The sequence below is a fragment of the Rhizobium sp. Leaf262 genome, assembly GCF_001422245.1.
In the GTDB taxonomy this organism is placed as follows: domain Bacteria; phylum Pseudomonadota; class Alphaproteobacteria; order Rhizobiales; family Rhizobiaceae; genus Agrobacterium.
In genome coordinates, this window is record NZ_LMMM01000019.1 from 186870 (window position 1) to 207876 (window position 21007).

21 protein-coding genes are annotated in these 21007 nt (G+C 57.6%); 9 read left to right on the forward strand and 12 right to left on the reverse strand.

Annotated elements, in window-relative coordinates; translation table 11 throughout:
* The first annotated feature begins 62 nt into the window (after positions 1–62).
* Positions 63–959, forward strand: coding sequence for a branched-chain amino acid ABC transporter permease (locus tag ASF29_RS20870; protein WP_062452583.1), 897 nt, complete (start codon positions 63–65; stop codon positions 957–959).
* Here the strand turns inward: ASF29_RS20870 and ASF29_RS20875 are convergent.
* From ASF29_RS20875 to ASF29_RS20895, 5 genes are all read right to left on the reverse strand, one after another.
* Positions 956–1411 (reverse strand): molybdenum cofactor biosynthesis protein MoaE, encoded by a 456-nt coding sequence (locus tag ASF29_RS20875; protein WP_062452646.1) that lies wholly within the window; start codon positions 1409–1411, stop codon positions 956–958. The two genes, ASF29_RS20870 and ASF29_RS20875, sit on opposite strands and share 4 nt — an antisense overlap.
* Positions 1412–1420: 9 nt before the next feature.
* Positions 1421–1675: a molybdopterin converting factor subunit 1 gene (gene moaD, locus ASF29_RS20880; RefSeq protein ID WP_062452584.1), complete on the reverse strand. Its 255-nt coding sequence runs from the start codon at positions 1673–1675 to the stop codon at positions 1421–1423.
* Positions 1675–2262: a CDP-diacylglycerol--glycerol-3-phosphate 3-phosphatidyltransferase gene (pgsA, locus tag ASF29_RS20885; protein ID WP_062452585.1), complete on the reverse strand. Its 588-nt coding sequence runs from the start codon at positions 2260–2262 to the stop codon at positions 1675–1677. Before pgsA ends, moaD begins: the two co-directional genes overlap by 1 nt.
* A gap of 101 nt (positions 2263–2363) precedes the next feature.
* Positions 2364–4406: an excinuclease ABC subunit UvrC gene (gene uvrC, locus ASF29_RS20890; protein ID WP_062452586.1), complete on the reverse strand. Its 2043-nt coding sequence runs from the start codon at positions 4404–4406 to the stop codon at positions 2364–2366.
* Entirely contained in the window at positions 4403–5170 is a 768-nt protein-coding gene (locus ASF29_RS20895) for an SDR family oxidoreductase (RefSeq protein ID WP_062452587.1), read from the reverse strand. The genes uvrC and ASF29_RS20895 overlap by 4 nt, the downstream gene beginning before the upstream one ends.
* A gap of 369 nt (positions 5171–5539) precedes the next feature.
* On the opposite strand from ASF29_RS20895, the gene ASF29_RS20900 reads away from it, so the two are divergent.
* Positions 5540–6199: an outer membrane protein gene (locus tag ASF29_RS20900; RefSeq protein WP_062452588.1), complete on the forward strand. Its 660-nt coding sequence runs from the start codon at positions 5540–5542 to the stop codon at positions 6197–6199.
* 139 nt (positions 6200–6338) lie between these two features.
* Here ASF29_RS20900 and ASF29_RS20905 read toward each other — a convergent pair whose 3' ends face one another.
* Positions 6339–6935, reverse strand: a complete 597-nt coding sequence (locus ASF29_RS20905; protein WP_062452589.1) for a glutathione S-transferase — start codon at positions 6933–6935, stop codon at positions 6339–6341.
* Between the two features lie 12 nt (positions 6936–6947).
* The gene (locus ASF29_RS20910) at positions 6948–7682 is read right to left on the reverse strand and encodes a ribonuclease (RefSeq protein WP_062452590.1); all 735 of its coding nucleotides are present in this window, start codon (positions 7680–7682) and stop codon (positions 6948–6950) included.
* Positions 7683–7871: 189 nt separating this feature from the next.
* Between ASF29_RS20910 and ASF29_RS20915 the strand changes: the two genes are divergently transcribed.
* Entirely contained in the window at positions 7872–8825 is a 954-nt protein-coding gene (locus tag ASF29_RS20915) for a lysylphosphatidylglycerol synthase domain-containing protein (protein WP_062452591.1), read from the forward strand.
* A gap of 3 nt (positions 8826–8828) precedes the next feature.
* Here the strand turns inward: ASF29_RS20915 and ASF29_RS20920 are convergent, their stop codons facing one another.
* Complete coding sequence (locus ASF29_RS20920) at positions 8829–9674, reverse strand: 23S rRNA (adenine(2030)-N(6))-methyltransferase RlmJ (RefSeq protein ID WP_062452592.1); 846 nt, start codon at positions 9672–9674, stop codon at positions 8829–8831.
* A gap of 17 nt (positions 9675–9691) precedes the next feature.
* Between ASF29_RS20920 and ASF29_RS20925 the strand changes: the two genes are divergently transcribed.
* Both ASF29_RS20925 and ASF29_RS20930 read left to right on the forward strand, forming a co-directional pair.
* Positions 9692–11890: a molybdopterin oxidoreductase family protein gene (locus ASF29_RS20925; RefSeq protein ID WP_062452647.1), complete on the forward strand. Its 2199-nt coding sequence runs from the start codon at positions 9692–9694 to the stop codon at positions 11888–11890.
* A 44-nt stretch (positions 11891–11934) separates the two neighbouring features.
* The gene (locus ASF29_RS20930) at positions 11935–12552 is read left to right on the forward strand and encodes an NUDIX domain-containing protein (protein ID WP_062452648.1); all 618 of its coding nucleotides are present in this window, start codon (positions 11935–11937) and stop codon (positions 12550–12552) included.
* 11 nt (positions 12553–12563) lie between these two features.
* On the opposite strand, the gene ASF29_RS20935 is transcribed toward ASF29_RS20930, so the two are convergent.
* From ASF29_RS20935 to purM, 4 genes are all read right to left on the reverse strand, one after another.
* Positions 12564–12962 (reverse strand): type II toxin-antitoxin system VapC family toxin, encoded by a 399-nt coding sequence (locus ASF29_RS20935; RefSeq protein WP_062452593.1) that lies wholly within the window; start codon positions 12960–12962, stop codon positions 12564–12566.
* Entirely contained in the window at positions 12962–13201 is a 240-nt protein-coding gene (locus ASF29_RS20940; protein ID WP_062452594.1) for a type II toxin-antitoxin system prevent-host-death family antitoxin, read from the reverse strand. The genes ASF29_RS20935 and ASF29_RS20940 overlap by 1 nt, the downstream gene beginning before the upstream one ends.
* Before the next feature lie 75 nt (positions 13202–13276).
* Positions 13277–13930: a phosphoribosylglycinamide formyltransferase gene (purN, locus tag ASF29_RS20945; RefSeq protein ID WP_062452595.1), complete on the reverse strand. Its 654-nt coding sequence runs from the start codon at positions 13928–13930 to the stop codon at positions 13277–13279.
* The gene (gene purM, locus ASF29_RS20950; protein WP_062452596.1) at positions 13927–15000 is read right to left on the reverse strand and encodes a phosphoribosylformylglycinamidine cyclo-ligase; all 1074 of its coding nucleotides are present in this window, start codon (positions 14998–15000) and stop codon (positions 13927–13929) included. The genes purN and purM overlap by 4 nt, the downstream gene beginning before the upstream one ends.
* 237 nt (positions 15001–15237) lie before the next feature.
* Between purM and ASF29_RS20955 the strand changes: the two genes are divergently transcribed.
* From ASF29_RS20955 to ppx, 4 genes are all read left to right on the forward strand, one after another.
* Positions 15238–16392, forward strand: coding sequence for an AI-2E family transporter (locus ASF29_RS20955; protein WP_062452597.1), 1155 nt, complete (start codon positions 15238–15240; stop codon positions 16390–16392).
* A gap of 3 nt (positions 16393–16395) precedes the next feature.
* On the forward strand, positions 16396–17109 hold the full coding sequence (gene hdaA, locus ASF29_RS20960; protein ID WP_062452598.1) for a DnaA regulatory inactivator HdaA: 714 nt from the start codon (positions 16396–16398) through the stop codon (positions 17107–17109).
* Positions 17110–17263: 154 nt separating this feature from the next.
* Positions 17264–19465 (forward strand): RNA degradosome polyphosphate kinase, encoded by a 2202-nt coding sequence (locus ASF29_RS20965; protein WP_062452599.1) that lies wholly within the window; start codon positions 17264–17266, stop codon positions 19463–19465.
* On the forward strand, positions 19462–20982 hold the full coding sequence (ppx, locus tag ASF29_RS20970) for an exopolyphosphatase (protein ID WP_062452600.1): 1521 nt from the start codon (positions 19462–19464) through the stop codon (positions 20980–20982). The genes ASF29_RS20965 and ppx overlap by 4 nt, the downstream gene beginning before the upstream one ends.
* Positions 20983–21007 lie beyond the last annotated feature (25 nt).

Sequence of the window (21007 nt, forward strand, 5' to 3'; positions counted from 1 at the left end):
TCGCAATTATAACTATCAAAAGCAATTTTACCAGTTATAATAAATGCGGGAGAGGGTTGGGCATGGCTTACTTTCTACAGCAGCTTTTGAATGCGGCTCCGGTGGCTGCGCTCTATGCGGCCCTGGCCTTCGGCTATGCCATCGCCTTTTCCATCACCAAACGGGCGGATGTGACTTACGGCGCCATATTCGCCTTCGCGGGTCTGACATGCCTGTTGTTTGCGGATTTTGGTTGGAACCAGCTATGGCTCATCCTACCTGCGACTTTGGCGCTTGGTGCTGCGGCGGGTGTTTTTGGTGGCTTGTGGGCTGGCGTTTTCATCGGGCGCGTGGTCATGCGTCCGCTGGCCAGTGCATCCCCCAATGCGGTCACGGTCGCGTCCATCGGGGCGCTGATTGCGCTGATGGAAAGCGCGCGGCTGGCGGCAGGCACGCGCTCGCTCTGGCTGCCACCCATTCTCAATGATCCGATTTACGTCTGGCGCAGCGCGGATTTCGCCGTGACCACAACGCCGATGCAGATCATCAATTCTGCAGCGTTTCTGATGTTGGTCGCCGTTGGATATATTGTTCTGCAAAAATCCAGCGCAGGACGGCACTGGAAGGCCGTATCAGAAGATCCCTTCGCCGCCTCGCTTCTCGGCGTCAATGCGGGGCGCGTATTCCTGGTGTCCTACTGCGCAGCCGCATTCGTCGCCTCCATCTGCGGTGTGCTGGCAACGTTCTATTACGGCAATATGGATTTCGGCGCTGGACTGGTGTTCGGCCTGAAGGTGGTGCTGATTTCCGCTGCGGGTGGCTATACCAGCCCGCTGAAATGCGCAGTTGGGGCCGCGGTCATCGGCTTTGCCGAAACATTCTGGGCGGCTTACGGACCTGTCGCTTGGCGAGATGCGGCGGTGCTGTTGATGCTGGTTCTGTGGCTCATCGCCATGAGAAGCGAGCAGGAAGCGCCTTAGCGCCACTTATCCTTGGCGCTTTCATCGACATCCTTGGCGGATATCCACTCGCCAGATTTTCCGTCCTTGCCGTGCTCCTTCTTCCAGAAGGGCGCGGAGGTCTTGAGATAGTCCATCATAAAATTAGCGCCATCAAAGGCGGCCTGCCGGTGGCGGGATGCGGCGATGACGAGGACGATGTTTTCGCCGGTCGCGATCTTGCCATAGCGATGGATGGCGGTGAGGCCGAGAAGCTGGAAGCGTTCGATGGCGAGCCTGGCGATGCGTAGCATCTCCGCTTCGGCCATGCCGGGGTAATGCTCCAGTTCAAGAGCAGAAAGAACCCCGCCATCATCGCGGCACAGGCCGGTAAAGGTCACGACCGCACCGATGGTCTTGTCTGTCTGCGTCAGCGTCCTCGCCTCGGCAGCGGCATCGAAATCCTCAGCCTGAACGCGGATGATTGGCTCAATCGTCACGGCTTAACCACCCGTCATCGGCGGAAAAATGCCGATCTCGCGGGCGCCTGCAATGCTTTCGTCGTGATCGATATGTTCTTGATTGACGGCAACGCGGATGACATCGGGAAACTGCAGGGCGGCTTCATAGTCTTCGCCGAGCGTCGCCAGATATTGAATGAGTTCGCCCGCCGTCGTCACGCTTGGCGGCAAATCAAGCTCTTCCTCGGACTTGCCGATCCGCTCCCGAACCCAGGCGAAATAGACGACACGGACCATCACTCTTCATCCACGATGTGCTTGAGGCCCGCTTTGAAATAATCATAGCCGGTGTAGATCGTCAGCGCCGCTGCGACCCACAGCAGGGTGATGCCGATTTCCGTCGTATAGGGCAAAATCTGGTCGCCTGCCGGGCCTGCGAGCAGAAACGCGATCGACACCATCTGTATCGTCGTCTTCCACTTGGCAATCTGCGTCACCGGCACGGAAACCTTCAGCGCGGCCAGATATTCGCGCAGACCGGAGACCAGAATTTCACGGCAAAGAATGGTGATGGCGGCCCAGAGCGACCAGCCGGCAATGGTGCCGTCTGCGGCCAGCAACAGGAGAATGGATGCGATCAACAGCTTGTCGGCGATCGGGTCCAGCATGCGGCCAATATTGGACGTCTGGTTCCAGATGCGGGCGAGATAACCGTCCAGAAAATCCGTCAGCGAGGCGATAACGAACAGCCACAGTGCTGTCCAGCGCGCGAAATCCGAACTCTCAAGCTTTCCCTCGACGAAGAAACACAGAACAATGACCGGCACGGCGAGGATGCGGCCGTAGGTCAGAAGATTGGGGATGTTGTAGGTGCGCGAAGCCATGGGGAAACCTGTCAGTCGATATAAAGCGTTGATGCAGCCCTAAGCAGCAAGCGTCAACACCCTATTATGTTTTTTTGCGGGTGCCGCGTGAAAGCGCAGCCTTACTCCCGGCCACTCTCGTGGAAGTGATTGTAAACCTGTTTGGCCACCGCCTCGGAAATACCGCCCACCGCCATGAGATCGCTGAGCGCCGCCCGCGACACTGCTTTTGCTGTTCCGAAATGCTGCAGCAGCGCCCGCTTGCGGCCGGGGCCAATGCCGCTGATCTCGTCCAGCGGGTTTTTCACCAGTTCCTTCTTCCGGCGCGCGCGGTGCGAGCCGATGGCAAAACGGTGAGCCTCGTTGCGCATGCGCTGGATGAAGTAGAGAACGGGGTCGCGCGGCGGCAGGGAGAAATCGCTGCGGCTGTCGGTGAAAAAGCGCTCACGCCCCGCATCGCGGTCGACGCCTTTGGCCACACCGATGGCCGTTACGCAATCGCGGATACCCAGCTCGTCAAGAATGGTCCGCACCGCGGTCATCTGCCCTTGTCCACCATCGATGAGGATGACATCAGGCCATGCGGGGAAAGGCATGTCGGCTGCATCTTCGGGCGCGGCGGTGCCGCTGCGGTCGGGCTTTCCCTCTTCTTTCAGGAGGCGGGAAAAGCGCCGCGTCATGACTTCCCGCATCATGCCAAAGTCGTCGCCGGGGGTAATATCCGTCGATTTGATGTTGAACTTGCGATAGTGGCTTTTGGTAAAGCCGTCAGGCCCCGCCACCACCATGCCGCCTACGGCATTGGTGCCCATCATGTGCGAGTTGTCATAAATCTCGATACGGCGCGGCACGTAGGGCAGGGCGAATGTTTCGGCAAGCCCTTTCAGGAGGCGTGCCTGAGACGATGTTTCCGCCAGCTTGCGGCCATGTGCTTCACGCGCATTGCCCAGAACATGGCCGACGACGTCCTTCTTCTCGCCCCTTTGCGGTACTGAGATCGTGACCTTGTGGTTAGCCTTTTCGCTGAAGGCAGCGGCCAGAAGCTCCTGCTCCTCGACCACTTCCGATAACAGAATCTGCTTCGGCACGGGCTTGTCATCGTAGAACTGCGCGAGAAAGGCGCTCAGAATTTCAGAGCCCGGCAGCGATGGATCGGCCTTGGGAAAATAGGCGCGGTTGCCCCAGTTCTGCCCGGTGCGGAAAAAGAACACCTGTATGCAGGAGACGCCGCCTTCGTGGTGGATGGCAAAGACATCCGCCTCATCGATACCCGCCGGATTGATACCCTGATGGCTCTGCACATGGGAAAGTGCGGCCAGACGGTCGCGGTAGACGGCGGCGCGTTCGAAATCGAGGTCTTCCGACGCCTCGTTCATCTGGGAAGCAATCGTCGCCTTCACGCTCTGGCTTCTGCCGGAGAGAAAGTCCTTCGCCTCTTTCACCAGCTCCGCATAGCCCTCATCGCTGACCTCGTGGGTGCAGGGGCCGGAACAGCGTTTGATTTGATACAGCAGACAGGGACGCGTACGGCTTTCGAACACGCTGTCGGTACAGGTGCGGATGAGAAAAGCGCGTTGCAGCGAGTTGATCGTGCGACCCACGGCGCCTGCCGAGGCGAATGGCCCGAAATAATCCCCCTTGCGCGCCCGCGCGCCGCGATGTTTGAAGATGGCCGGGGCGCGGTTGTCTGCGGTAATCAGAATGTAGGGGAACGACTTGTCGTCACGAAGCAGCACGTTAAAGCGCGGGCGTAAGCGCTTGATGAGATTCGCTTCCAGCAACAGCGCTTCGATTTCCGTGCGCGTCGTCACAAATTCCATATGGGTCGTCAGCCGTACCATTTGGCCGATGCGGTTGGAGTGGAAACGACCCTGCGCGTAATTGCTGACGCGTTTCTTCAGCGAGCGCGCCTTGCCGACATACATCACGTCGCCGGCATCATTGAACATGCGGTAGACACCGGGGCTGTTGGGCAGATGTTTGACGAATTCGCCGATGAGATCCATGCCTTTGAGGCCGGATTCATTCTTCCACCCGGCATTCCAGTCCATATTCGCGGGCGCGTATTCACCAACCGCATCAATGGCGGCGGGGGCTACATCTTCTTCATCTTCTTCATTATCATCGAAGAGAACACCGCCATCCGGCAGCTTCTTTCCGTTCATTCAGGTATCTCCGCCACATCAGGGGTTTCCCAGCCAAGGTGCTGGCCCCCGTCGAGTGCGATCATCTGGCCGGTGATCGACGGGGAATCATATAAAAAGCGAATGGTCCGACCGAATTCGTCCGGTTGCGGCCCACGCTTTAATATAAGGGCGTCGATCTGCGCCTGAAAGTGCTCAGGCTCCTGTCTTTCACTTTTAAAGGACGGGCCGGGGCCGATGGCGTTCACCCGCACACGTGGTGCAAAGCTCTGCGCCATGGTTTTCGTGGCCGTCCACATGGCGGATTTGGATAGCGTATAGGAGTAGAAGCGTGGCGTCAGCGCCAGCACCCGCTGGTCGATGATGTTGACGATCAGACCCGATGCCGTTTCCGGCAGTTGCCGCACGAGTGCTGCACCGAGAATGGACGGCGCGCGAACATGAACGGCAAAATGTGCATCGAAAGCCGCGCTATCGAACTCTTCGGCAGTGTCGTGACGGAACACAGATGCGTTATTGACTAGGATTCCGATGGGTCCGAGCGCAGAATTTGCGCTTTCCATCAATGCCTCAGTCGATTCCGTATTTTCCAGGTCCGCCTGAACAACGGCGGCTTTTCCACCATTTTGCCTTATTGTGTTAGCGAAATCCTCCGCTTCAGACAGCGAAGAACGTGCGTGCAGGCCAATCGCAAAGCCTTTCGCAGCAAGATACTCTGCCATCGCCCGGCCCATGCGGCGGGCGGCGCCGGTAATCAATACGGTCTTTGGTATATTCTCGTTCAAAGCTGACCTGCGCCCTGCCTATGTCGTGTTAGGCATTCGATATAAATCGAAACGGCAAGTTTTGCACAGGGCGCGCGCCATTTATACAGAGTTATGCCTGCGCGATGCCTTTGAAGTAATTAGATTTAAATACATGTAAAATTGCAGTGTTCTTCAGTTAACGGCTCATTATCCTTAATAGATTTTTGTGTCATTTTAGCAACGTCCCATTTCTGTCACGTCGCTGCCCCAATCAATTCACATTTTGGCTGTGTGATCTCCTCATTCACCCATCATTTTGATCATCAGTCGGGCAAGGGAACAAACTGTTTTACACCGCGTTTGGGAACAAGTGTTTGAGCACCCCGCGGGTATGAAAAGGAGAATAGCATGCGTACTATCGTTGCAACACTTATGGCGACCACTATGGCAGCTGCAGCATTTTCGGCAGCCAAGGCAGCTGACGCCGTGAACGAAGTGCCGCAGGCACCTGTCGCTTACGAGCAGCCAGCGCCTATCAGCAACTGGTCTGGCGCGTACCTCGGTGCGACTGCCAACTACGACTGGGGTCGTTTCACTGGCAACGGCGGCGACCGTGATGCTGACGGCTTCGGCGGCGGTCTCTACGGTGGTTACAACTGGCAGAGCGGCCAGCTGGTCTACGGTGCAGAAGCTGACGTTAACCTAGGCGACAACAAGGGTTCTGCTGGTACTGGTAACTTCGGCGAATCGCTCGAAGGCAAGCAGGGCGTAAACGGATCTATTCGTGCCCGCGTTGGTTACGACATGAACCCGTTCCTGATCTACGGTACAGGTGGTCTCGCCATTGCTGACCAAAAGGTAAGCAACGCGGTATCCAGCGACAGCGCAACGGCACTCGGCTACACGGTTGGTGCCGGTGTTGAAGCGATGGTGACCAACAACATCACCGCTCGCGTCGAATATCGCTACAGCGACTACCAGGACAAGGACTACTCGTTGAGCTCCGGAACCGTATCTCGCGGCTTCGACGATCACAGCGTTAAGGCTGGTATCGGCGTAAAGTTCTAATCCCTAATCGGATTGACTGTTCAAAGCCGGGGTTCGCCCCGGCTTTTTTCGTTTTGGTGCGTTCGTTGATAGGAGATGCATCGGCATCATGTCGACGAAATGCGAGGGGGCTGATTGCCAGCCCCGCTATGATCTTTCTTCAGGCAGGCGCCTTCATTTCTGAGTATTCCTTGAAACGCGTGCCGAACTTGTCAGGCCATTGCGCCAGTTTCTTACGCCCCTCTGCCCATTCACCCGCAAAACGCAGGTCGAGATAGCCGATCATGGCGGCAAGTGCGAAATGTCCACCATGCAGCTTTTTGCCGGTTTTGGGCAGGTTGGCGTTCAGATAGTCGAGAGCCCGAACGACCTTGCCCCACTGCTTGTCGATCCACGGCTGATGGATTCTGTCTTCCGGGCGGAAGCGGCGCTCATAGACGATGGCAAGGAGGCAATCCATGATGCCATCGCAAAGGGCTTCCAGCACTTCTGCTTCGGTGCGCTTCGCATGTTTTTTTGGATAGAGCTTTCCGCCGGCTTGCCTGTCGAGATAATGCATGATGGCGACGCTATCGTAGATCGAGCCGCCATCGTCCAGAAGCAGGACAGGGATTTTGCCCAGCGGATTGTTGTCCATCAGCGTCGCAGGTTCGGCGCTGGTATCGACGCGAACATCGGTGATGCCGATGTCTAGGTAGCGCGCTGCCATGCGGACCTTTGCAGAGTAGGGAGAAGCGGGGGAGTAGAGCAATTCCATATGTATTGACCTTTAAGGGTGGCTGATGGGGAGAATTTCGGTGGTGCCTGCGCGACAACCCCTGCGATCGACCTCGGGGCAATCACGAAAGCTCAAATCTTTGTTCATGCAGATGCGAACCTCTTCAAGTTTTGGTCCTTCGCAACTGATGGCAACGCCGCTCTTTGATAGGTCGGGGTTGGACGCGACGAATGCGCTTTCGATGGCATCGGCGGACATCTTCCGCGCGGTTGTACCTCCAGCGATTTCAACAGGCAGTCTGACGCGCTCGTAGGCGTTGCGAATGGTCGAGAGATAATCTTCTTGCGAAAGCCCGCTGCACGTGCCGTGTTTGCGCCATTGATGACCGATGAGCCCCATGGAAGGCATGATATCGAACATCGTGCGCCCAAGGCTCTGGGGAACACGTTCTTCCCGATTCTTTCCGCAAAACTCTGGGTAACCCTGCTCGTTTTGCGGCCATAGGCCGTGGACGATGAAGCCGTATTTGCGATCGGTTCCGCATTGCTGCTTGCTGTTTGCACCCGCATCGCTGGCGCAAAAGGCTGGCGACCACGATAGAGACAGAACGTAAAAATCAAAACCGGAACCTTGCACCGGTTGGGCAGTTCGTGTTGGGGAGGGTGAATTGGAAGACGGACGCACGGTTTCGTGAGAGGTATCCAGGACCTGTCCGTTCAACAGCATCCATCCGGCGGCAGCCAGCGAAAGCACGGCCAAAGCGATAAAACCGGCATATTGTTTCATCGGGCCAACCGTCTTTCCATGAGGCGATGACAAAGTCTTGATCGTCACCGGCTTTTATACCATCTCGCGCCTGTGGCAAACAGTCGTCCGAAAAACGAAACATAGGTTGAAACGAAGCTTATATAACGAATAAGCTCTACGAATCCGGGGTTTTGCTGCCGGAAGAGGAGTAAGCCCGGGCATGTCCGCATGAAATTGAAGAAATACATCTGGCCAGTCGTCGGGGCGGCAACGATCGGATTTTCGGTCTGGCTCCTCTATAAGGAATTACGGCATCTTTCGCTTGACGATGTCTGGGATAGTCTGGTGGCAATAGGCACCCATGACTGGCTGATGTCTGGCCTTTGCACCCTGGTCGCTTATGCCGCATTGGCTGGTTATGACCGGATTGCCTTACAACATCTCAAGCGGAAAGTCGGCTGGCTCTTCATCACGCTCACATCGTTCACGACTTACGCGCTGTCGCATAATGTCGGCGCATCCGTCTTCTCCGGCGCGGTCGTGCGTTACCGTGCCTATACGTCCAAGGGGCTGAGCGTTTCGGAGATTGGCGTTCTTGTTGCGCTTTGCTCCTTCACCTTCGTCATCGGCACCATCATGCTGATTGGTCTCGTCCTGATCTATGAGCCTGATATCACCGAGCGTTTCGTGGGTATTCTCCCCGTCGAGGCGTCTCGAACGACCGGCTTTTTGCTTCTTGCCATCGTCGGTCTGTATGTCATCGGTAGTCTGTTGAAGCTTCGGCCGCTCAAAATCGGCTCATTCACACTGTTCTATCCGGTTCCGCGTCTTGTCATCCAGCAGCTTGTCATCGGACCCATCGAACTGCTGGGTGCCGCGGGTATCATCTATTTTGCGCTGCCGGATGCGGGGAATCCCGGCTTCATGGTGATTCTCGGCATATTCCTGATTTCGTTTTCAGCGGCCCTGATCTCGCACGCGCCTGGCGGTCTTGGTGTTCTGGAGCTCGTCTTCGTCACCGGGCTACCGGACATGAACCCGGCAGACGTCATCGCAGCGCTCCTCGTCTTTCGCCTGTTCTACCTCATCATTCCCTTCGTCATCGGCCTGTTCATCATTCTCTTCTTCGAGAGGTCGCAGCTGGCGGCTGCTGAACGGGAAGAGCGACATCTGGAACGGTAAGAGCTATTCGCCCTGGAGCCAGAACGCACGGTGCGATGCGTAGCGGTCCTGCGCCATGACGTTCTTGAGGGCGGGGAGAAGGCTGTGCAGTTCGTCCTTCAGTGTGAAGGGCGGGTTGACGATAATCAGGCCTGAGCCGCTCAGTCCATCCAGCCGGTCGCTGCGAACGGAAAGCTCCGCACAAAGCATCTTCGGGATTTCGTAGGATTGCAGCAGCTCGTGAAAATCCTTGATTGGCGCGCCTTTTTTCAGGGGATACCAAAGGCAATAGGTGCCTGTCGCAAACCGACGATAGGCCTTGTGAAAGCCTTCTGCCATGCGCTCATATTCATTCTCTTTTTCAAACGGTGGATCGACCAGCACGAGGCCGCGCTTTTCTTTCGGCGGGAGATGCGCACCCAGTGACAGCCAGCCGTCGAGTTCTGTCACACGCGCCTGATAATCACCTTCGAACAGGCGCGAGAGCGCGCGAAAATCATCCGGGTGCAGTTCCATGGCCGAAAGCCGGTCCTGCGGGCGAAACAGCATGCGCGCCAGCTTCGGAGAGCCGGGATAGTACTGGATGCCGCCGTCAGGATTGAGGTCTTTGACTGCGGTCAGATAGGGCTCCAGCAAATCCGCGACAGCTGGGGACAGATCAGCTTCCAGCAGCTTGCCGATGCCGGTCTGCCATTCGCCGGTTTTCTGCGCCTCTTCTGATGACAGGTCGTAAAGACCGATGCCGGCATGCGTATCCAGCACGCGGAAAGCCTTGTCCTTGTTTTGCAGATAGCAAACCAGCCGCGCCATGACCGCATGTTTGAGAACATCGGCAAAGTTGCCTGCGTGGTAAATGTGCCGATAGTTCATGCGCGCCGATGCCTTTTATGAATATTCGTGATGGTCTTCACTTCGGCCTTTTGGCCTTCACCGCTTTGCAATATACAAAAGCGATGAACGATGCGACCCCGATTTCCGCCAAAGCCGTGACTGGTGCTGTCAGCATCGGCCACACCGTCTGTCCCCATGACTGTCCAAGCGCCTGTGCGCTGGAGGTGGATATCAACACGGATGGCCGGATTGGCCGCGTGCGCGGGGCTAATGCGAATACGTACACGGCTGGCGTCATCTGCGCCAAGGTGGCGCGCTATTCCGAGCGCATCTACCATCCGGGCCGCCTGCTGACGCCGAAGCGCCGCAAGGGTGCCAAAGGGGCGGGCGACTGGCAGGAGATCAATTGGGAAAATGCTCTCGATGAAATTGCCGACGCTTTCGTCAAGGCGGAAGCAAAGCATGGCGCGGAAGCCATCTGGCCGTATTTCTATGCCGGAACTATGGGGCAGGTGCAACGAGATAGCATCGAGCGCCTTCGCCACGCCAAGAAATATTCCGGCTTCTTCGGCTCTATCTGCACCAATATGGCGTGGACCGGATACGTCATGGGCACCGGCGCGCTGCGCGGACCGGACCCGCGCGAAATGGCAAAAGCCGATGTCGTCGTCATCTGGGGCACCAATGCGGTGGCGACGCAGGTCAATGTCATGACCCATGCGATCCGCGCCCGCAAGGAACGCGGCGCGAAGATCGTGGTTGTCGATATCTACGATAATCCGACCATGAAGCAGGCGGATATGAAGCTGATCGTGCGCCCCGGCACGGATGCCGCACTCGCCTGCGCCGTGATGCACATTGCTTTCCGGGATGGTTATGCCGACCGCGCCTATATCGAGAAATTCGCGGATGATCCCGCTGGTCTGGAAGCGCATCTCGCATCCAAGACCCCGCAATGGGCCGCAGAAATTACCGGCCTTTCGTTGGAGGAAATCGAGGCTTTTGCAAAGCTCGTCGGCACTACGCAGAAGAGCTTCTTCCGCCTGGGCTACGGTTTTGCCCGCCAGCGCAATGGCGCGGTTGCCATGCATGCAGCGCTTTCCATCGCCACCGTTCTGGGCTCCTGGCAATATGAAGGCGGCGGCGCGTTTCACAACAATGGTGATATCTTCCGGCTCAACAAGGCTGAACTGATGGGCACGGCCTATGCCGATCCCAATGTGCGCCAACTCGACCAATCGCAGATCGGTCGTGTGCTGACCGGAGATGCCGAGGCTCTGCGTTACGGCGGGCCGGTAACGGCGCTGCTGATACAGAACACCAATCCCGTCAATGTCTGCCCGGAGCAGCGGCTGGTCAAACAGGGTTTCCTGCGCGACGATCTCTTCGTTGCCGTGCATGAGCAGTTTATGACAGAGACAGCCGAGCTTGCCGACATCGTGCTGCCCGCCACCATGTTCCTCGAACATGACGACATCTACCGCGCCGGTGGCCAGAACCACATTCTGCTGGGGCCGAAACTCGTGGAGCCGCCGGATACGGTTCGCACCAATCTCTTCGTTATCGAGGAACTGGCCAAGCGCCTCGGCGTATCGGATATGCCCGGTTTCGGCATGACCGAGCGTGAGCATATCGATCTCATTCTCGGCCCCGGCGGTTGGGGCGATTTCGACAGCCTTGCCGAAGAGAAATGGATCGACGCGCAGCCGTCATTTGAGGCCGCGCATTATCTCGAAGGCTTCGGCTATGCGGATGGCAAATTCCGCTTCAGCCCGGATTGGCAAAGCGGTCCTTCACCCAACAAGCCCCCGAAAAACGTTCCGGTCATGGGGCCAGTTACTGAGTTACCGAAATTCCCGGATCAGGTTGATGTCATCGAAGTGGCGGATGCCGAGCATCCGTTCCGGCTGGCGACATCACCCGCGCGGAACTTCCTGAACTCGACCTTCGCGGAGACGAAGACCTCCGTTCAGAAAGAGGGCCGCCCGGAACTGATGATCTGTCTGGCAGATGCGCAGCGTCTTGATATTGTCGATGGCGATATTGTGCGGATTGGCAATGCGCGCGGAGATTTGCGCATTCACGCCAAGATCGTTGAAGGGGCGAAAGCGGGTGTGCTGATTGCCGAGGGACTGTGGCCCAACAAGGCGCATCTGGATGGCGAAGGCATCAATATTCTCACCGGCGGTGACGCCGTTGCGCCCTATGGCGGCGCTGCTTTTCACGACAACAAGGTCTGGCTTCAAAAAGCGTAACACGGATTTTGGCCGTCGACATTGGATAATGGATGGAGTTTTTCATGAATGATTCGACCACAGATCAATTCGTCACGGCTGGCGACGAGGGTCGGGTACGGTTGGTTGCGAAAGAAACGGTCTGGAAACGATTCATTCACTTGCAGACATTGGTCTTCGACCAGACTACCGCCGACGGGCGGGTAACGCGCTTAAACCGCGAAGTGCACGACCATGGCTGTGCCGCCGCTATTCTGCTGTTCGACCCTAAGAAAAACGCCGTCGTTCTCGTGCGCCAATTCCGCCCCGCCGCCTTCGTGAACGGCGATCCAAGCTTCATGCTGGAAGTGCCCGCAGGCCTCATCGATGACGACCAGCCCGATGAGGCCATCCGTCGCGAGGCGATGGAAGAAACCGGCTATGCGGTAAAGGACGTACAATACCTTTTCGAAACCTACGCCAGCCCCGGCACGCTAACGGAAAAGGTCGCCCTGTTTTATGCCCGTATCGACCTGGAAGAAAAGGCAGGGATCGGCGGCGGTCTTGAGACAGAGGGCGAGGACATCGAGGTTCTCTCCATCCCGCTGGACGAAGCATTCGGGATGATCACGACGGGCGAGATATCGGACGCGAAGACGATTATTTTGCTTCAGTGGGCGATGCTGAACCGGGCGGGGTTATAAATTTTACCAACTCACCCAAAAACGACGTTCTCAGCCATTGCAGCAGCAGCGAGTTTTTTGTCATTCGTTGCCAACGGAATTGCATGTGAGGCGGCAAGCGCGAGATAGGCCGCGTCGTATGCGGAGAGGGAATGCTTTTTTGCCAGCCGCATGATGGTGATGTGGTCCCCGCCGCTGACGATGATGAGCGGCAGGCTGTTGAAGCGGAGGAGGATCGAGAAGATTTCGTCTTGGTCTATGCGTTTACGCTTTTCTGCGGAGAGCAGGATGTTCCGCAGTTCATGCGATAGAAGATCGGGCGCGATTGCGTCGTCCGTCTCCAATCTGTCCAGGGCATTATCGGCGACGTCGCTCGTTTCATCTGGTAGGAACCATGCGGCGACAATGGATGCATCGACCACGAATGGCATCAACGCCTGCCTTCGTTTTTCCAAGTCTGGATATCGTCTGCGCTGACGAGAGAGCGTTGCGCTCTTTCTGTCCGCAGGGCATGCAGCATTCGGCGGCGCTCTTGGGTATCGTTGGCCTTGATCAGGCGGGCGATGGGCTCGTTGCCGCGCGCAATGACAACGTCTTCACCGGCTTCGACTTTTGCGAGAAGCTCGGAAAGATGTGTTTTTGCTTCACCGACTTTTACCGTGAGCGTCATGATACCGAACTCCGTTGCAAGCCCAAAATATCAGGCTTGCCGACGGTTGGTCAAGTGGTTGGCCAAGTATGGGATTTATGCAGAAATAAGCTGCTGCCCCGCCTCACAGGCGTGATCACTGCGAACAGCCTTGCCGCCCTCCATCCGCACCTTGCCCTCTGCCAAAAGCTTGAGGGTGAGGGGGTAGAGTTGATGTTCCACGGTCAGAACACGGGCGGCGAGTGCGTTCGCATCATCGCCTGCCAGAACCGGCACTGCCGCCTGACCGATGACCGGGCCTTCGTCCATGCCTTCGGTGACGAAATGCACGGTGCAGCCGGTGATCTTCATGCCGCTCTCGATGGCGCGTTCATGGGTGTGAAGGCCGGGGAAGAGGGGCAGGAGCGATGGGTGGATGTTGATGATGCGGCCCGCATAGGGTGCGATGAAATCACCGGAGATGAGACGCATGTAGCCCGCGAGACAGATGATGTCAGGCGCGATTTCGCCAAGCGCCGCCAGAATGGAGGCTTCGTGTTCGGCCTTGCTGGAATAGGTCTTGCGCTCGAACACGAGCGTCGGAATTCCGAGGCTCTGTGCTTTCGCAAGCCCGCCAGCCGTTGCCTTGTCTGATATCACGCAGGCGATTTCCGCCGGAAAATCCGGCGCCTGGCAGGCCTGCGCCAGCGCCATCATGTTGGAGCCGCTGCCGGAGATGAAAACGACGACGCGTTTGCGTGCGGTGCTCATAGGGCGAGCGTGCCCTTGTAGATCGTGCCGTGTTCGCCTTCTGCCCGTGCCACCATGCGGCCCAGAGCAAAGACGGTCTCGCCTTCGGCAGTCAGGGCGTCGGTAACCTTCTGGGCGTTCTCAGCGGAGACCACGACGATCATGCCGACGCCGCAGTTGAAGGTGCGCAGCATTTCGTTGGGTGCAACGCCGCCGGTCTTGGCCAGCCATGAGAAAACGGCGGGAACCTTGATGGCGTCGAGATCGATCTCAGCGGCCAGATGCTTTGGCAAAACGCGCGGAATATTCTCGGGGAAGCCGCCGCCGGTGATATGCGCCAGCGCCTTCAACGCGCTGGTTTCGCGAATGGCCTTGAGAAGCGGCTTCACATAGATGCGTGTCGGTGTCAGCAACGCTTCGCCCAGCTTCTTGCCATCGGCGAAAGGAGCGGGGGCGTCCCAGTCGAGACCGGAAAGCGAGACGATCTTGCGCACCAGCGAGAAACCGTTGGAGTGTACGCCGGAAGAAGAGAGGCCGAGAATGACATCGCCTTCGGCAATGTCGCCCGCTGGCAGAAGCTGGCCGCGTTCGGCGGCACCCACGGCAAAACCTGCCAGATCGTAATCGCCATCCGAATACATGCCCGGCATTTCAGCGGTCTCACCACCGATCAGCGCACAGCCGGATTCGCGGCAGCCTGCGGCAATGCCGGTAACGATGGCCGCACCCTGATCCGGGTCGAGCTTGCCGGTGGCGAAATAGTCGAGGAAGAAGAGCGGTTCTGCACCCTGCACAACGAGATCGTTGACGCACATGGCGACGAGGTCGATGCCGACGGTGTCGTGATAATTCGCGTCGATGGCGATCTTGAGCTTGGTGCCGACGCCGTCATTTGCTGCCACCAGAACCGGGTCGGTAAAGCCAGCGGCTTTCAGATCGAACAGGCCACCAAAGCCACCGATTTCACCATCCGCACCGGGGCGTCGGGTGGAGCGCACGGCTGGCTTGATCTTCTCGACCATCAGGTTTCCGGCGTCGATATCCACGCCTGCATCGCTGTAGGTAAGACCGTTCTTGCCCGACTGGCTCATGGCTCTCGTCTCCACTGGTTCCGTTTGGCGTCGCCATTCGCATGAGACGGGTGACGATGCAAGTATGAGCGTGGCAAAACGCATGTTTTTCACGCCTTTTGGCTGTTTTAGCCGTATTGTTATGGGAAAGGTCAGCCGTGACGAATTTGGCAACGGTGCCTCACTTGACCAGTCCGGTCCACGCATCCTATCTCCTAACCAAGGCGTTATGAGTAAAGGCGCCCAAAGGAGCAGACGATGCAACCACATATCAGAGGCATGAATCTGAGACGCCAGATCTTTTTCTGGCTGGGTGCGCTCGTCATCTTCATCATGTTTTTGATGGTGTTCAGCTCCATTTTGCTGCCCTTCGTGGCAGGCATGGCGCTCGCCTATTTCCTCGATCCCATCGCGGATTGGCTGGAGCGGCGCGGCTTGAGCCGGATGATGGCGAGCATCATGATCCTGGTGTCCTTTGTGCTCCTGTTTGCCCTTTCGCTCATCATCATCATTCCGCTGGTCGCGGCTCAGGCATCTGAATTCATCACCCGCATTCCACAATATATTTCGTCCCTTCAGCAACTTATCGCCGGTGCCGATACCAATCTTTTGCCCGGCTGGGTCAGTGCGCAGATCGATACGGTCAAGGAGAATTTCTCCAAGGTGCTTGCCGAAGGGGCGGGCTTCATCGGAACTTTGCTGACACAGATATGGAACTCCGGCAAATCGCTGGTGGATGTCATTTCGCTTCTGGTGGTGACACCGGTCGTTGCGTTCTATCTGTTACTGGACTGGGACCGCATGATCGACAAAGTCGACAGCTGGATTCCGCGTGACCACGTGGCCACCGTGCGCCAGATCGCACGCGACATGGACGCCACCATTGCCGGGTTCATTCGCGGGCAGGGCTCGTTGTGCATCATTCTGGGTGTCTATTATGCGGTAGGTCTCTCGCTGGTCGGGCTCAATTTCGGGCTTCTGATCGGCCTTTTTGCCGGTGCCATCAGTTTCATTCCATATGTGGGTTCCATGGTCGGGCTGGTGCTGGCCGTGGGCGTGGCGCTTGTGCAGTTCTGGCCTGACTACGTGGATGTCATTCTCGTTCTCGCAGTCTTCTTCTCCGGCCAGTTCATCGAAGGCAATATTCTTCAGCCGAAGCTTGTCGGTAGTAGTGTCGGCCTGCACCCTGTCTGGCTGATGTTTGCGCTATTCGCCTTTGGTGCGCTGTTTGGCTTCGTTGGTCTTCTGGTTGCCGTACCTGCGGCGGCGGCCGTTGGCGTTCTCGTGCGCTTCGCATTGTCGCGCTACCTCGATAGCGATCTCTATCACGGCCGTGCAGCCAATCTTCCCTGGGAAGCGGAGGATGCGACAATTGAGGCCCTGCCGCCGAAGAAGATCGATTCCCAGAGCTGACCGATGAGCGACAATAATAAACCCGGTGGTGCCAGGCCCAAGGCCGAGCAATTGCCGCTTGCTTTTTCACACCAGACAGCCACGGGTCGAGACGATCTGCTGGTTGCTGCGCCGCTGAACGCCGCCGTCAGTATTGTGGATGAGTGGCCGCGCTGGCCGTCCCCTGTCGTCATTCTGGTCGGGCCGCAGGGTTCGGGAAAATCCCATCTGGCAAGCATCTGGAAAAACACCAGCGGTGCAGTCGAGATCGCGCCGGTTGCTGGTGCCGATGCCGCCCGCGCCGCAGAAAACGGCCCCGTGCTTTTCGAAGACGCAGATCGCGCCGGTTTCGATGACACTGAACTTTTCCACGTCATCAATAGCGTGCGTGAGAACGGCACCTGGCTTCTCATCACGACCCGCGAATGGCCTGCGGCATGGCCGGTGACCCTGCCGGACCTGCGTTCGCGGCTGAAGGCTGCGACGGTGGTTGAAATTGGTGAGCCGGACGAGGACTTGCTGGGGCAGGTTCTGATGAAGCTCTTTGCCGACCGGCAGCTTTACATGGATGACAAACTTGTCAGCTATATCGTCACCCGAATGGAGCGTTCGCTGAACACGGCGCAGACGATCGTCGAGCGGTTGGATCGTCTTGGCTTGTCGCGGGGAACCCGCATCAGCCGCGCCATGGCGGCAGAAGTGCTGACAGAGCTTGGTGGCGTCGCCGACGACGATTGACTGTCACAGTTCCGTCGTCAAACTGTTATACGGGCTTAGCTATCGAATCCCGCCGTTTGAAAGGGGTTCCTTGCTTTCAACAAGACTGGTGCGAGCGGGCATGAGCCCGGTTCGCGTGAAGCGGTCGGCGATTTTTAAAGGGCGGAGTTATTTGATGGATTCGGTAATGCAGGAAGGTTCGAACGAAGGCGCTCAGACGAATGCCGAGGTGCAGGACCTCTGGGATAGCCCATCGCGCTTCGTAAACCGTGAATTCTCCTGGTTGCAATTCAACCGCCGTGTTCTGGAAGAAACGCTCAATACCGCGCACCCGCTGTTGGAGCGCCTGCGTTTTCTGTCAATTTCTGCTGCCAACCTGGATGAGTTTTTTATGGTGCGCGTGGCAGGTCTTGAAGGCCAGGTCCGCCAGTCCGTCACCGTCAGGACCCCGGATGGCAAGACACCGGCCGAGCAGCTGGAAAACATCCTGAAGGAAATCGACAATCTCCAGATGGAGCAGCAGGCATCGCTCGCCGTTCTCCAGCAATATCTGGCGAAGGAAGACATCTACATCGTTCGTCCTGCATCGCTGTCGGATGAGGACCGCGTCTGGCTCGAGAGCGAATTCGAAGCCCTTATTTTCCCGGTCCTGACACCCCTGTCCATCGACCCTGCGCATCCGTTCCCCTTTATCCCGAACCTCGGCTTCTCCATGGGCCTGCAGCTGGAAAGCGTCAACGGGCGCGAACCCATGACCGCGCTTTTGCGCCTGCCGCCAGCGCTCGACCGCTTCATTCGCCTGCCGGACGATAAGAACGCCATCCGCTACATCACACTCGAAGATGTCGTCGGCCTCTTCATTCATCGCCTTTATCCCGGTTATACCGTGCGCGGGTTCGGGACTTTCCGCATTATCAGAGACAGTGATATCGAGCTTGAGGAAGAAGCGGAAGATTTGGTTCGCTACTTCGAAAGTGCGCTGAAGCGCCGCCGTCGCGGCTCGGTCATCCGCATAGAGACCGACAGCGAAATGCCGCCATCGTTGCGCCAGTTCGTGGTGCACGAGCTTGGTGTGCCCGATAACCGTGTTGCTGTTCTACCTGGCCTTCTGGCGCTGAATACAATTTCGGAGATCGTCAAGGCGCCGCGCGATGACTTGAAATTCGAGCCTTACAACGCCCGTTTTCCGGAGCGCGTGCGTGAGCATGCAGGCGATTGCCTTGCCGCCATCAGAGAAAAGGACATGGTGGTTCACCACCCGTATGAGAGCTTCGACGTTGTTGTGCAGTTTCTGCTTCAGGCTGCTCGTGATCCCAACGTTCTGGCCATCAAGCAGACCCTGTATCGCACATCCAACGACAGCCCAATCGTACGTGCCTTGATCGATGCCGCCGATGCCGGCAAGTCGGTAACGGCACTGGTCGAGCTCAAGGCCCGCTTCGATGAAGAAGCAAATATCCGTTGGGCACGCGATCTGGAACGTGCGGGCGTGCAGGTCGTGTTCGGCTTCATCGAGTTGAAGACGCACTCCAAGATGTCGATGGTCGTGCGCCGTGAAGACGGCAAGCTGCGCACCTATTGTCACCTGGGTACCGGCAACTATCACCCAGTTACGGCCAAGGTCTACACTGACCTGTCGTTCTTCACCTGCAATCCGAAGATCGCCCATGACATGGCCAACATCTTCAACTTCATCACCGGTTATGGTGAACCGGAAGAGGGAATGAAGCTGGCGGTTTCGCCGTATACGATGCGTTCGCGCATTCTCAAGCACATCCATGACGAAACCGAACACGCCAAGAATGGTGTGCCAGCGGCCATCTGGATGAAGATGAATTCGCTGGTCGATCCCGAGATCATCGATGCGCTCTATCACGCCAGCGCAGCCGGCGTCGAAGTCGATCTGGTGATTCGCGGTATCTGCTGCCTTCGCCCGCAGGTGCCCGGTCTCTCCGACAATATTCGCGTCAAATCCATCGTCGGTCGCTACCTGGAACACAGCCGTATCTTCTGCTTCGGCAACGGTTACGGCCTACCGTCCGACAAGGCGCTCGTCTACATCGGCTCTGCCGACATGATGCCACGCAACCTTGATCGTCGCGTGGAAACAATGGTGCCGCTGGTCAATCCGACGGTGCATGAGCAGGTTCTTTCGCAAATCATGCTGGGCAATCTCATTGACAACCAGCAGAGCTACGAGATACTGCCGGACGGAACGTCGAGGCGCATCGAGGTGCGCAAAGGCGAGGAACCGTTCAACGCGCAGCACTATTTCATGACCAATCCGAGCCTGTCGGGACGCGGTGAAGCCTTGAAATCCAGTGCGCCCAAACTGATTGCCGGGCTGATATCTGCCCGCAAGAAACAGGCTGAATGACACGATCAGAAGCACAGGGGCGGCTAACCGGTCTCGCCCCCGTTTCCGTCATAGATATCGGCTCGAACTCTGTTCGCCTCGTTGTATATGAAGGTCTCTCGCGCGCCCCTGCGGTGCTTTTCAATGAAAAGGTCCTGTGCGGACTGGGCAAGGGTCTGGCCCTCACCGGTCGCATGGACGAAGAGGGCGTGACGCGTGCTCTTGCCGCGTTGCGCCGTTTTCACGCGCTTTCCCAGCAGGCCCAAGCCAAGCAACTCTATGTGCTGGCGACCGCTGCGGCCCGTGAAGCGTCCAACGGTCCCGATTTCATCCGCGATGCAGAAGCCATTCTCGGCTGTGAGATCGAAGTCCTGTCCGGTGAGAAGGAAGCCCTTTACTCGGCCTACGGCGTCATCAGCGGTTTTCACGATGCAGATGGCATAGCGGGGGATCTGGGTGGCGGCTCGCTGGAACTGATCGATATCCGTGGAAAGACCTGCGGGGAAGGTATCACCCTGCCGCTTGGCGGATTGCGGCTTTCAGAGCATTCGGGCGGATCGATCGAAAAGGCGACAAGCTTCACGAAGAAGCAGGTCAAGACCGCAAAGCTTCTCGCCAAGGGCGAGGGACGCACCTTCTATGCGGTTGGCGGCACATGGCGCAACATCGCCAAGCTGCACATGGAGATCACCGGCTATCCTCTGCACATGATGCAGGGTTACGAATTGCCGTTGGCCGACATGCTGAGTTTTCTGGATGAGGTCATCGCGTCGAAGGACAGCAAGGACCCAGCCTGGCAGGCCGTTTCAAAAAACCGCCGCACGCTTTTGCCATTTGGAGCAGTCGCCATGCGCGAAGTGCTCGAGACGATGAAGCCAGCAAAAATAGCCTTTTCGGCCCAAGGTGTGCGCGAAGGCTATTTGTACTCGCTGTTGCCTGACGAAGAGAAAAACGCCGATCCGCTGCTGGTCGTGGCGGATGAACTGGCCATCCTGCGTGCCCGTTCACCAGAACACGCGCGCGAGCTGGCCGACTGGAGCGGACGCACAGTGCCTGTCTTCGGCATCGATGAAACGCCGGATGAGGCGCGCTATCGTCAGGCTGCCTGCCTGCTGGCCGATATCAGCTGGCGCGCCCATCCCGATTATCGCGGATTGCAGGCGCTCAACATCATTGCCCATTCGTCTTTCATAGCGATCACCCATCCCGGCCGTGCCTATATTGCGCTGGCCAATTATTACCGCTTCGAAGGATTGAACGACAACGGCACGACGCAGGATCTGACGACCATCGCGGGCGACAGAATGCAGGAGCTGGCCAAGTTGCTGGGTGGTCTTCTGCGCGTGGTCTACCTGTTTTCGGCATCCATGCCCGGAGTGGTGGATCACCTGCGTTTCCGCAAATCGGAAAATCCCGATCTCGATCTGGAATTCGTCGTGCCGCACGATTATTGCGATTTCGCCGGCGAGCGTCTGGAAGGGCGTTTGCAGCAGCTTTCCAAACTAACGGGAAAGCGCCTGGCTTTCGTGTTCGAGTAGCGGCAAAGCCACAGGAACAAAACCC